The following is a 12,694-nucleotide window of genomic DNA, read 5'->3' as shown; positions in this document are numbered from 1 at the left end:
TTTCAATAAAAATTCATCATGAAACAAGATTTGCGCCCTTACCTCGTCAAGAAAACTTGGTTGCGTTTTCGCCACTGGTATGCGGAATATTTTTTGCGCCCAGAATGCGCATCTCTCGGCAAGTTTCACACGATCACCAAACCATGGTACACGGTTATTTCTGGTGACAACATTCACATCGGCGAATCACCCACCATCGTTGCAGAAGCCGATCAACGCGTGCGCATCGGCGTATGGGGACGCGAGCAAGACAAAGGCACAATCCGCATTGGCGACGCCGTGATGATTTCTCCGGGCGTGCGTATTTCTGCATCGGACGAAATTATTATTGGCGATGGCTGTATGTTTGCCAACGGCGCATATATTACGGATTGCGATTGGCACGGTATTTATGATCGCACTGAGCGCGATGCACAAGCTTACCCCGTACGAATTGGCAACAATGTCTGGGTGGGCGATCACGCGACCGTGTTAAAAGGTGTCACGATTGGCGATAACAGCATTATCGCCGCATGCAGCGTCGTGACGAAAGATGTACCGCCAAATGTCATCGTAGCTGGCAATCCTGCACGCATCGTCAAAGAACTGGATGTAAACGCAGAATTTCGCACACGCACGCTGTTTTATGCACACCCCGAAGCACTGGCTAAACAGTTTGATGATATTGATAAATGGGTGTTGAGCGGCAACAGCTGGTGGAAGTGGCTTAAATCACTGCTACTGCGCCGCTAGTGTTTTCATCCAACCATTTTTTTGTAGCGTTGTGACAAACCTGCATATAACTCATCTTTGAAAGTATCGCTGGCGGCATCCAAGCTCGTCATCAACTCCACCAAATGTTCGTTATCTTCACGCCCCGCCCAGTTTTTCACATAACTGCCGTCTTTATAGCCATGATCTTGGCGAAAAAAATTCAGTACATTTTTGCCGATATAGCCGCGATATAGCGCATCAAAATCAAACTCTGCCGCCGCCATCAGCTGCACGAAAGCATCCAACACAAAAGCGCGTTGATTGAGTGTGGCTTGCACAAAATCTTCCAAAGTTGCGCGAAAATCTTTTTTATCATAATGCACTGACAAAGCCACAGCCAATTGATCTGCCAATTCGTCAGCAGGCTTGTTTTGCGCCAATAAACTACTCAAACCGAAGTGCATAATATCGATTAATTCCAAACGCACTTGTTCAATATCAGGCTGCTGTTTTTTCCACCATTTCCAGCCGTAGTGATCCATCAATTCCGCACACTCCACCCAAATCGCGCGATGCCATTCGTAACCTTGCTCACGCCATTGCGGGTGCACTTTACAGTTCATGCTGTCTTGCAATGTCAGCATGGTTAGAATCTGTGCCTGCATGTCTCACGCTCCGTTTTCATGAATGTTGCGCATGTTACCATGCGGCTCTTGTTGCCCAATTTATCGACAAAGACGACCAACAGAGGAATGTTGCTGTGTACGAACGCCGCCTACTCGAACCCGTATCCACTTTGATTGCACTAGGCTTACTCGTCGCTGGCTGCGTGATGATTTTGCTGCCATTTTCTTCGGCGCTGGTTTGGGCAGCTATCTTTGTTTTTTCTACGCGCCATGTGTACTGGTTTATCAATGAAAAACTGGGGGGTCGCAACTGGCTGTCAGCTTCACTGTTAGTACTCGCTATTTTCTGTTTAGTGGTGCTACCACTAATGTATGCCGTGCTCAGCTTCGGTGGCGTGACCAGTGCGTATGTCATCCGTTTAACTTCGCACTTACAAGGTGGCATGCCGACACTGCCCGAGTGGCTGGTAGGAGTTCGTTGGGTCGGCCCCACCATTCAAGAATGGTGGGAAAAATTGGTATTGGGCGACCCTGCCGTGCGCCAACAAGTCAACGACGCGGCGATGGTTGTCGTGAAAGGACTGATCAAATTTGGCGCAGTGACAGGACAAAGCGTAGGCATGCTACTGCTGAGCTGCTTTGTATCGCTGTTTTTCTACGCTGGGCTTCCCTCCGTTACGCTCTGGCTGCAAACCGGCGTGCGCCGTATCTCTGGCGGCAATCACCGCGCAGAGCGTTTATTGGCGATTGCTGGCGGCACCATGCAGGGGGTTGTATTTGGCATCCTCGGTACTGCATTGGCACAAGGCTTTCTCGTGGGGTTCACGCTGTTCATTGCAGGCATTCCTTCAGCCGCAGGACTCACTTTTCTCGCCATTTTGTTGTCGCTCGTGCCTTTTGGCTCTTTCTTGATTTGGGGGCCGGCAGCATTCTGGTTGTACCAAAATGATCAAATTTACATGGCGATTTTCATGGTGGCTTGGTGCGCAGGTATCGCCGGTTCTGCTGACAATGTCATCAAACCGCTACTCATTGGCCAAAACAGCAATCTACCTTTTATTTTGATTATGCTGGGCATTCTAGGTGGAGCCATTCAATTTGGCGCACTAGGCGTGTTTCTCGGCCCCACGCTGTTGGCGTTGGGTTATTCACTCGTCAAAGAGTGGTTGTACGGCGTAGAGCTGCACACTAGCGAACCGCCTCAAGATCAATAGACAAAACCTATTGAAACCATAAAAACAATCCATTTTGAAAAACTTACTATTCGGCCTATAGTGGTTACCCAACCCACTGATCTCACAAGGAGACTCTCATGAGTTCATTGATCAACACTACCGTACTTCCCTTCAAAGCAACTGCATTCCATAACGGCAAGTTTGTAGAAGTTTCTGACGCAGACCTGAAAGGTAAGTGGTCTGTGGTCTGTTTCTACCCTGCGGATTTCACTTTTGTCTGCCCTACCGAATTGGGTGATTTGGCTGACACCTACGCTGAGTTCCAAAAAATTGGCGTTGAAGTGTATTCCGTTTCAACCGACACGCACTTCACGCACAAAGCGTGGCACGACACTTCTGACACCATCAAGAAAATCAAATACCCAATGATCGGCGACCCAACGGGTACGATCACTCGCAATTTCGGTGTGATGATCGAAGAAGCAGGCCTTGCACTGCGCGGCACTTTCGTGATCAACCCAGAAGGCGTGATCAAAGTGTGTGAAATCCACGACCTCGGTATCGGTCGCGATGCGAGCGAAATGTTGCGCAAAGTAAAAGCCGCGCAATATGTTGCCTCACACGATGGCGAAGTGTGCCCTGCAAAATGGAAAGAAGGCGACAAAACGCTGAAGCCTTCTTTGGATTTGGTGGGCAAAATCTAAGCCATCTCCCTTCAAGCTCTACCGAGAAAGCCCGACTTGCTCGGGCTTTTTCTTGCATCAACCAAGTAAATAACTATTAACTATCGTATTCATCAAAACAATCCATTTTAAATATTGATAGATGTAGCCTACAGTGGCTACATCAAAAGCCCAGCAACACCGAGGAGACAGCCATGCTCGACCCAACTATCAAAGCCCAGCTTGAACAGTACATCGCCCTGTTAGAGAACCCCATTGCCTTGGAGATGACGCTCGATAGCTCCTCTGCATCCTTGGAGCTGCGCGAGTTGTTGCAAGAAATTGCTGCGCTTTCTGACAAAATTACTTTGCGTGACGATGAAAGTAACTCGCACCGCGCCCCCTCATTCAGCGTCGCCCGTGCAGGCGAAGCCGCACGCATTCGCTTTGCTGGCATCCCACTCGGCCACGAATTCACTTCTTTGATTTTGGCGTTGTTACAAACCGGCGGCCGCGCACCCAAAATCACTGAAGAACAAATGGCGCAAATCCAAGCCTTGGAAGTGGATGCTGAATTTGAGACTTATATTTCCTTGAGCTGCCAAATTTGTCCTGAAGTCGTGCAAACACTCAATGTGATGGCAGCGTTAAATCCGCGCATTTGTCACACCATGATCGACGGCGCTTTGTTTCAAGACGAAGTGAACGATCGTCAAATCATGGCGGTACCCACCGTGTATTTGAACGGCGAGCAATTTGGTCAAGGCTTGATTGAACTGGATGAAGTGTTGGCGAAATTGGATAAAAACAGCGCTGCAAAAGCCGCGAAAAAAATCGCCGAAAAAGAAGCATTCGATATGTTGATTGTCGGTGGTGGTCCAGCCGGTGCGGCCGCAGCGGTTTACGCTGCGCGCAAAGGTATTCGTACGGGCGTAGTGGCAGAACGCTTCGGCGGACAAGTGCTCGATACCATGGCGATCGAAAACTTTATTTCTGTACCTGCAACAGAAGGTCCCAAAATGGCAGCGGCGCTGGAACAACATGTGCGCAGCTACAATGTCGATATCATGAATTTGCAACGCGCGACTGCTTTGCACACACGCGACAACATGATTGAAGTGTCTCTCGCCAACGGCGCAAGCGTAAGAAGTAAAGCTGTGATTCTTGCCACCGGCGCACGCTGGCGCGAAATGAATGTGCCAGGCGAAAAAGAATATCGCGGACGCGGTGTTGCTTACTGCCCGCACTGCGACGGCCCTTTATTCAAAGGCAAACGCGTGGCAGTCATCGGCGGCGGGAATTCTGGCATCGAAGCGGCAATCGATTTGGCGGGAGTAGTTTCGCATGTCACCGTGTTGGAATTTGATACAGAGTTGCGCGCCGATGCTGTGTTGCAGAAAAAATTGTACAGCTTGCCCAATATTACGGTCATCACATCCGCACAAACAACGGAAGTGAATGGCGATGATAAAAAAGTGAACGGTTTGACTTATAAAGATCGCAACAGCGGTGAAACACATCGCGTTGAATTGGAAGGCATCTTTGTTCAAATTGGTTTAGTGCCTAACACTGATTGGTTAAAAGACAGCGCAGTGGCGTTGAGCAATCGCGGCGAAATTGAAATTGATACGCGCGGTGCAACATCCATGGCTGGTGTATTTGCCGCCGGTGATGCCACGACGGTACCGTTCAAGCAAATCATCATCGCCATGGGTGCAGGGGCGACTGCTGCACTCGGTGCGTTTGATCACATGATTCGACAGTAAAGGGAGGCGCTGATTATGAATTTGCGCGATTTGCAGTATTTAGTAGCCGTGGCGGATCTGCGCAATTTCAGTCAAGCGGCTGATAAATGTTTTGTCAGCCAGCCCACGCTGTCGAATCAAATTCGCAAGCTGGAAGAAACACTGGGTATCACGCTGTTTGAACGCAACAACAAGCGCGTTATTCCTACAGAAACTGGCGAACAGATTGTGAGTTTGGCGCGCAAAATTTTGCACCAAGTAGACATCATGCACGATGTTGCCAAAAGCTCGAAAGATCCATTAGCGGGGCGTTTTCGCCTCGGTGCATTTCCTACACTTTCCACTTATCTTTTCCCAGCTTTAGTGCCTAAAATCACCAAAGCATTACCACAACTGAAGTTAGTGCTCATCGAAGAAAAAACACAGGCGCTGCTGGATAGATTAAAACGCGGCGAATTGGATGCGGCACTGTTAGCTCTGCCTATTCACGATGACCATCTCGAAGTACACACGCTGTTTGATGATGCGTTTTTACTCGCTGTACCACCGACACACTCACTGGCCAAATGTAAACAGATTAATCAATCTGATATACACGGTGAAAAATTATTGCTACTGGAAGAAGGGCACTGTTTGCGCGATCAAGCTTTAGAAGTGTGCCATTTGGCGGGTTCAGAGGAAGAACAAGATTTTCGCGCCACCAGCTTAGAAACACTGCGGCAAATGGTAAAAGCGGGAACGGGTATTACTTTTATGCCCAACATTGCCATTCAACCCAATGAGCAAGGCATTCACTATGTGCCGTTTCAAGATCCCGCGCCGCATCGCACGATTGCGCTGGTGTGGCGCAAAACTTCCGTGCGACGCGCGGTAATCGATAAGCTGCTAGCACTGCTGCAGTAAGAATTATTCTTCCAACAGTGCGCGCAACATCCACGCGGTTTGTTCGTGAATTGCAATGCGCTGCGTCAGCAAATCGGCTGTTGGTTCATCGCTAGCTTTATCCACACAAGGAAATAATTTACGCGCAGTGCGTGCCACCGCTTCATGACCTTGCGCCAAAATTTTTACCATCTCCAAGGCTTTTGGTGGTGTTGATGGCGCATCCGGCAGGGATGCCAATTTGCCAAACGCGGCATAACCGCCAGGGGCGATATGGCCGAGTGAACGAATACGCTCAGCAATCGGATCAACCGCATTCCACAACTCAGTGTATTGCTGCATAAACATTACATGCAGCGTGTTAAACATCACACCCGTGACATTCCAATGGAAATTGTGCGTGGTGAGATACAAGGTGTAAGTATCTGCCAATAAATGACTCAAGCCTTTAGCAATCGCTTCGCGATCTTTTTCGCTGATGCCAATATCAATCACAACAGCTTTTGTAGAAGTTTTCTTGCTCATAACACTACCTCTCGTGACGGAAAATTTTTTAGGCTGACAACTCCCATTGCGGCAAGTAGCCCACTTCGTGCTCTTGTACCATCGCATCTGCGCAAATCCACCAATCACCGACTGCCAACAACTGCTCATCTTGGTAGATCAGCGGTGTGCGTTCACGCAGCCAAGGTGGAATAGCACATTCTTGAAATAATTTTTTTAAGGATTGCGAATGCCCACGCCCATGTGGACGACAACGAATACCTTCGCGCGCAAAGCTGACCGTCAACGGTCTTGCGTTATCTAAACGCATCCCTTGACCACATACCGAGGAAAACGATAACTGCCCAAAACTGGCGTTACTCAATAAGTCATCGACGCTGCATTGCCAAATACGCTCACAATCCATCGGCGGCAACTGCGGCATCACATAAATACGACCTTGATAGCGACGGCACTGCCATTCATCCCAAGTAATTTGCGGCGATGCGTCAGCGCGTGAATGAATTATCTGTTCTTGAATTGCATCTAAAATTTTATGGCCTGGCACAGACACGCCATAACGCAAAAACCATAAACGCAACACATTGCGACGCCGCGCGCGCGACAAACCTAACAAATACGCATAAGCCAGTGAAAAACCAAAACGCTCCGAATGCGGGTAACAGGCAAAAAAATCAATTTCTGCCAGTTCATCATTTACTGCATCGGCTTCGCCACACCACGCCATGCTGCGCGCAATGGAATGGCCCGCTTGTGGCCAGCGTGCATTCAAAACTGGCAGTACTTGTTCGCGCAAATAATTGCGATCAAACTGCAGATCACAATTAGATTCATCCTCCACCCAGTTCAATTGGTGTTGTATCGCGTACTCTCGCAATTCCGCTTGTGGGCGCGACAACCAAGGTCGATACAAACTACCACCACCCAAGGTACGCCACTCCGGCATACCACCTAAACCGCGCACACCAGAGCCGCGCAATAACCGCAGAAAAAAAGTTTCTATTTGATCGTCTGCGTGATGCGCCATCAACAACACATCACAGTAATCCACGCGACTGGAAAAAATATCGTAACGCGCTTGGCGCGCTGCATTTTCTAAACCGCTACCATTGCGTATCACCGCAACACGCTCGGCATAAAAACTGATGCCTAATTTTTTTGCCACTTCAGCACAATGCGCTTGCCACGCATCGGCATTGGGGCTCAAACCGTGATTGACATGCAAGGCAACAATTTCTTGTGGCAAATCCAATGAAACAACAGCATGTAACAAAGCATGAGAATCTGCGCCGCCACTGTAAGCCACTAAAAATCGTTCTGCATCGTGAACGCCTTCTAGCTTTTCTCTCAATAATTCGCGCAGTGCATCACTCATCCAAAGATCCTTCTCGCAATCAGATGATTAAGGATTACCGAAGCTCATTAAACGCTGATAGCGCTGTTCTAACAACGCATCCACCGTTTTTTGCTGCAAAACATCCAGTTGTTGTACCAAAGTATCGCGTAGTCGTATGGCCATTTCTGCTACATCGCGATGCGCGCCACCCAAAGGTTCAGGAATCACATGATCCACTATTCCCAGCTCCAACAAAGTGGACGAAGTTACACCCATGGCTTCAGCAGCTAGCGGCGCTTTTTCTGCCGTTTTCCAAATAATATTGGCGCAACCTTCCGGTGAAATCACAAAATAAGTCGCGTATTGCAGCATATTGATTTGGTCGCCAATACCGATGCCCAACGCACCACCGGAACTGCCTTCACCAATCACGGTGCAAATCATCGGCGTGCGCAAACGAGACATCACGGCGAGATTTTGTGCAATCGCTTCAGAAATGCCGCGTTCTTCTGAATCAATGCCAGGATATGCCCCTGGTGTATCAATCAAAGTCAAAACTGGTAAGCGAAACCGCTCTGCCATTTCCATCAAGCGCAAGGCTTTGCGATAGCCTTCCGGTTTTGGCATACCAAAATTGCGCGCCACTTTTTCTTGTACCGTGCGACCTTTTTCCTGACCGATCACCAGCACCGGCTTGCCATCCAAACGCGCAACACCGCCGATGATGGATTTGTCATCACCAAAACGACGATCACCGTGTAACTCATCAAAATCAGTAAATAGATGTGGAATGTAATCCAAGGTGTAAGGGCGCTGTGGATGGCGCGCCACTTGCACCACTTGCCATGCACTGAGATCGCTGTAAATTTTTTCAGTTTGCTTGCGGCTTTTCTCGCGCAATTTTCCTAATTCATCGGCGATGTTGATGCCAGAATCATTGCCCACTAACTGAAGCTCTTCGATTTTGGCTTCCAGTTCTGCGATGGGTTGTTCAAATTGAAGATAGTTATAAGCCACTGATTACTCCACTCACTACGCAGTTAATACTGCACTCGTAAAGCAGCGAACCCCAAGCGGGCGCGCAAGCTGCGTAACAATTCATCGGTAGGGCTCACTTGCCAAGCCTCACCAGCAACCAACTCCCCTTTAGCGCGCTGCCCTTGATAAAGGAACTGCAAGCGACACCCTCCGGGGCGATGCGGCTGCACCAACTTGCCCAGCAAAGCGACCGCAGGCTCTCGCCCGCTCTGTAGCGAGGTCAGTGTCTCAGCATCAAGGTGAATCTGCAAATAGCGCGCTTGCTCGGCGCGCACCTCAATAAAATCACGCACTTGTGATGCGCGAAGTGCCAAGCCATTGCGGTACTCATCGCGGCTGACCACACCCTCAACCATCAGTAAGCGCCCTAACTCTAACTTGCTGCGCACACGGTCGTATTCCTCAGCAAAAACCGTCGCTTCGATGCGCCCACTGCGATCATCCAACAGTACGCTGGCAATGTTTTTACCGCTCTTGGTTTTGCGCACGCGCACATCCACCACCAAGCCCGCCACGCGCTGTGACGCGCGCTCAGGCTCGATGTCGGCAATGCGGCGTTTCACCAACACCTTCAACTCGTCTTGATATTCCTCCACAGGATGCCCCGTGAGGTACAAACCGAGCGTGTCTTTCTCACCTTGCAAACGATCGCGCATCAACAGCGCTGCCACAGCGCGGTAATCCGCGTAGACATCGCCACTAGCTTCTGCAGCGGTTGAAACCACATCGCCAAATAAATCGGCCATACCTGCACTTTGGTTTTTGTGTTTTTGATCGGACGCTTGCACCGCATCAGGCAATGCCGCCATCAACACAGCACGCGCGCGATCAATATTGCTGTCTGCAATTAAATTATCCAACGCACCGCAGCGCACCAAAGCTTCCAACGCGCGTTTATTCAATTTGTGTTGATCGACACGCGCACAAAAATCAAATAAATCAGCGAACGCACCGCCAGCGCGACGCGATTCAACAATGGATTCAATCGCGCCTTCGCCCAAACCTTTGATTGCACCCAAACCGTACACAATGCGTGAGGATTCATCTACCGTGAAATGAAAATCACCGCTGTTTACATCGGGTGGTAACAGCGTGAGCCCCATCGCGCGACATTCTTCAATGAATGTCACGACTTTGTCGGTTTTATCCATATCCGACGACATCGTCGCCGCCATAAATTCAGCGGGGTAATGTGCTTTCAACCACGCCGTTTGATACGACACCAAAGCGTACGCCGCCGAGTGCGATTTGTTGAAACCGTAACCAGCAAATTTTTCCATCAAATCAAACAAGCCGCCGGATTGCGCTTCACTGATACCGCGCGCAGAAGCGCCTTCCATAAACTTGCCGCGCTCTTTCGCCATTTTTTCTGGATCTTTTTTACCCATGGCGCGGCGCAACATATCTGCACCGCCCAACGAGTAATTTGCCATCACCTGTGCGATTTGCATAACCTGTTCTTGATAAACAATAACGCCGTAAGTAGGCCGCAAAACAGGCTCTAAATCATCGTGATGCAATTCTACCGTGGGATACGCGACCGCTGCGCGACGGTGTTTACGATTGACGAAATCATCCACCATGCCAGATTCCAGCGGCCCTGGGCGATACAAAGCCACCAAGGCAATCAAATCTTCAAAACAATCTGGCTGTAGTTTTTGAATCAAACCTTTCATGCCAGAAGATTCCAACTGGAATACCGCTGTCGTTTGCGCTTTTTTTAGCAAGTCGTAGGTGATTTTGTCATCCAGTGGAATATCAACAATATCCAGTGCTACTTCATCATTTTTTTTACGCACCGCATTGATGATTTTCATCGCCCAATCAATGATGGTCAGCGTGCGCAAACCCAAGAAATCAAACTTCACCAAGCCCGCTTCTTCCACATCGTTTTTATCAAACTGCGTGACCAAACCGCCGCCAGATTCATCACAATACAGTGGCGAAAAATCCGTCAACTGTGTGGGCGCAATCACTACACCTCCCGCGTGTTTGCCGACATTACGCGTCAAGCCTTCCAACTGCACTGCCATATCCCAAATTTCTTTGGCATCGGTATCGTTTGTTAAAAAATCACGCAAGATTTCTTCACTGGTGATCGCTTTTTCCAGTGTCATACCCACTTCAAACGGAATCATTTTGGATAATTTATCCGCCAAGCCGTAAGACTTGCCCTGCACCCGCGCCACATCGCGCACCACCGCTTTCGCCGCCATGGTACCGAAGGTAATAATTTGTGAAACCGCATCGCGACCGTAAGTATCGGCGACATAGCTGATTACGCGATCGCGACCTTCCGTGCAAAAGTCGATATCAAAATCGGGCATCGACACCCGCTCTGGATTCAAAAATCGCTCGAACAGCAAATCGTAAGCCAGTGGATCCAAATCGGTAATTTTTAAGGCGTAAGCCACCAAAGAACCGGCACCCGAACCGCGCCCAGGCCCCACAGGAATACCATTGTTTTTTGCCCACTGAATGAAATCCATCACCACCAAAAAGTAGCCAGGGAATTGCATTTGATTGATAACATTCAATTCAAAGGCGAGGCGATCTTCATACACTTTTCGACGGCTGCCATCAGGATCAGAGCCTTCTGGCAATAATTTTGGCAAGCGCTCTTCTAAACCCGCACGCGAAACTTGTTCAAAAAACTGCTCAATCGTCAAACCTTCCGGCACGGGGTAATTCGGCAAACACGGTTTGCCCAACTGCAACACCACATTACAGCGCTTTGCTATCTCAACGGTATTGGCTAAGGCCTGCGGCAAATCGCCGAATAATTCCTGCATTTCTTGTGCAGATTTTAGATATTGTTCTTCGCTATAACGGCGCTCACGGCGCGGATCATCCAGCGTACGACCGTCATTGATACAGACACGCACTTCATGCGCTTCAAAATCTTCTTGCGCAATAAAACGCACATCATTGGTTGCAACGAGCGGACAGTTTTTTTCTGCTGCCAAAGCCACTGCAGCATGCAAATACTGCTCATCACCGACACGATCCGTGCGCTGTACTTCCAAATAAAAACGATGAGGAAAATCTTTTTGCCACGCACTAAGCAGAATACGAGCTTCATCAATATTTCCCGACAACAGAGCGCGACCGATGTCACCCTGCTTACCACCAGAGAGCATGATCAAGCCATCATTTAACTCACTCAGCCATTGTCGCTGCACCACAGCGCGGCCTTGTGATTGTCCGTGTTGATAAGCACGAGAAATCAATTGCGTGAGATTGCGATAACCCTGATCGTTCTGCGCCAATGCTGTGACCATGACGGATGCGCCACATCTTCACCATCACTCAACCACAGATCACTGCCGATAATGAGTTTGATGCCTTTAGACTGCAGTTCCTTATAACACTTGATCAAGCCGTAAAAATTGCACAGATCCGTGATGGCAACTGCTGGCATCTCTTGCGCACGCAGGCGTGTCGTCAAGGCTTTGGTTGTCACCAAGCCATCAACTAACGAATATTCCGTGCAGACGCAAGTGGATAAATGTCGAGGCGCTCACAATTTCATCCAACCGATAAATGCTCTATATACCCTAGGCGGCAGCTCACCAATATACCTCAACCAGTTTCTCTATTCCGCTTTTACTGATCAATATGGACGAATCATGAGCAAGCCACTGTCGCACAAACTACAAAAATTGAGCAACCGTTGCTTTAGTACTGCCTACCGCCATAAAGTCCAGCAGCCCTGTTTTCGTCAATTTGAACAAAAAACGAAGGAGAGCCTATTCAGGACAAAAGTGGATTTTTATTCAACAATTTAAAAGTCTTTCCGAACAATTTGCAAATGCCGCGAAAAACCTGAGGATAAAAAGATACCGAAGCCAAAAGAGCTGGCAACTCCCGCGAAGAGCTAGAAGCTCGCATCAGCAAATATCTGCTAATGGATACTGATTTGCTAGAAGCGCAAATCATGATTGATCGTTTATGCAAATACATTGCAAGACGAGCATCAACATGATGTTGACTGCCTTAGCATGCGTTTAGAACGCCTTGCTGGCATCACCAT

9 protein-coding genes and 1 pseudogene are annotated in these 12,694 nt (G+C 48.9%); 5 read left to right on the top strand and 5 right to left on the bottom strand.

Annotation, left to right across the window (positions count from 1 at the left end):
* The first annotated feature begins 18 nt into the window (after window positions 1-18).
* Window positions 19-732 (top strand): acyltransferase, encoded by a 714-nt coding sequence (locus R3E63_07000; protein MEZ5539685.1) that lies wholly within the window; start codon window positions 19-21, stop codon window positions 730-732.
* Window positions 733-737: 5 nt separating this feature from the next.
* Here R3E63_07000 and R3E63_06995 read toward each other — a convergent pair whose 3' ends face one another.
* Window positions 738-1,358 carry a dUTP diphosphatase gene (locus R3E63_06995; GenBank protein MEZ5539684.1) on the bottom strand — a complete coding sequence of 207 codons (621 nt, stop codon included), beginning with the start codon at window positions 1,356-1,358 and terminating at the stop codon, window positions 738-740.
* 95 nt (window positions 1,359-1,453) lie between these two features.
* On the opposite strand from R3E63_06995, the gene R3E63_06990 reads away from it, so the two are divergent.
* The 4 genes from R3E63_06990 (at window position 1,454) to R3E63_06975 (ending at window position 5,804) form a co-directional block, all read left to right on the top strand.
* The gene (locus tag R3E63_06990) at window positions 1,454-2,533 is read left to right on the top strand and encodes an AI-2E family transporter (protein MEZ5539683.1); all 1,080 of its coding nucleotides are present in this window, start codon (window positions 1,454-1,456) and stop codon (window positions 2,531-2,533) included.
* Window positions 2,534-2,631: 98 nt separating this feature from the next.
* On the top strand, window positions 2,632-3,198 hold the full coding sequence (ahpC, locus tag R3E63_06985) for an alkyl hydroperoxide reductase subunit C (GenBank protein ID MEZ5539682.1): 567 nt from the start codon (window positions 2,632-2,634) through the stop codon (window positions 3,196-3,198).
* A gap of 173 nt (window positions 3,199-3,371) precedes the next feature.
* Window positions 3,372-4,922 carry an alkyl hydroperoxide reductase subunit F gene (gene ahpF, locus R3E63_06980; GenBank protein MEZ5539681.1) on the top strand — a complete coding sequence of 517 codons (1,551 nt, stop codon included), beginning with the start codon at window positions 3,372-3,374 and terminating at the stop codon, window positions 4,920-4,922.
* A 15-nt stretch (window positions 4,923-4,937) separates the two neighbouring features.
* On the top strand, window positions 4,938-5,804 hold the full coding sequence (locus R3E63_06975; GenBank protein MEZ5539680.1) for a LysR substrate-binding domain-containing protein: 867 nt from the start codon (window positions 4,938-4,940) through the stop codon (window positions 5,802-5,804).
* 3 nt (window positions 5,805-5,807) lie between these two features.
* Here R3E63_06975 and R3E63_06970 read toward each other — a convergent pair whose 3' ends face one another.
* From R3E63_06970 to dnaE, 4 genes and pseudogenes are all read right to left on the bottom strand, one after another.
* Window positions 5,808-6,308, bottom strand: coding sequence for a Dps family protein (locus R3E63_06970; protein ID MEZ5539679.1), 501 nt, complete (start codon window positions 6,306-6,308; stop codon window positions 5,808-5,810).
* A 28-nt stretch (window positions 6,309-6,336) separates the two neighbouring features.
* The gene (tilS, locus tag R3E63_06965) at window positions 6,337-7,662 is read right to left on the bottom strand and encodes a tRNA lysidine(34) synthetase TilS (GenBank protein MEZ5539678.1); all 1,326 of its coding nucleotides are present in this window, start codon (window positions 7,660-7,662) and stop codon (window positions 6,337-6,339) included.
* A gap of 27 nt (window positions 7,663-7,689) precedes the next feature.
* Window positions 7,690-8,640 carry an acetyl-CoA carboxylase carboxyltransferase subunit alpha gene (locus R3E63_06960; protein MEZ5539677.1) on the bottom strand — a complete coding sequence of 317 codons (951 nt, stop codon included), beginning with the start codon at window positions 8,638-8,640 and terminating at the stop codon, window positions 7,690-7,692.
* 23 nt (window positions 8,641-8,663) lie between these two features.
* Window positions 8,664-12,185, bottom strand: a pseudogene (gene dnaE, locus R3E63_06955) (DNA polymerase III subunit alpha).
* Between the last annotated feature and the right edge of the window lie 509 nt (window positions 12,186-12,694).

It is taken from the genome of Pseudomonadales bacterium (assembly GCA_041395665.1).
Taxonomy (GTDB): Bacteria; Pseudomonadota; Gammaproteobacteria; order Pseudomonadales; family UBA7239; genus UBA7239.
The sequence above is the reverse complement of the archived record's forward strand: the minus strand, read 5'-3'. Positions and strand labels throughout refer to the sequence as shown.

Bases quoted from the DNA above. Each gene is read 5' to 3' on its own strand.
- R3E63_07000 (MEZ5539685.1), top strand. From the start codon at position 19: ATGAAACAAGATTTGCGCCCTTACCTCGTCAAGAAAACTTGGTTGCGT.
- R3E63_06995 (MEZ5539684.1), bottom strand. From the start codon at position 1,358: ATGCAGGCACAGATTCTAACCATGCTGACATTGCAAGACAGCATGAAC.
- ahpC (MEZ5539682.1), top strand. From the start codon at position 2,632: ATGAGTTCATTGATCAACACTACCGTACTTCCCTTCAAAGCAACTGCA.
- ahpF (MEZ5539681.1), top strand. From the start codon at position 3,372: ATGCTCGACCCAACTATCAAAGCCCAGCTTGAACAGTACATCGCCCTG.
- R3E63_06975 (MEZ5539680.1), top strand. From the start codon at position 4,938: ATGAATTTGCGCGATTTGCAGTATTTAGTAGCCGTGGCGGATCTGCGC.
- R3E63_06970 (MEZ5539679.1), bottom strand. From the start codon at position 6,308: ATGAGCAAGAAAACTTCTACAAAAGCTGTTGTGATTGATATTGGCATC.
- tilS (MEZ5539678.1), bottom strand. From the start codon at position 7,662: ATGAGTGATGCACTGCGCGAATTATTGAGAGAAAAGCTAGAAGGCGTT.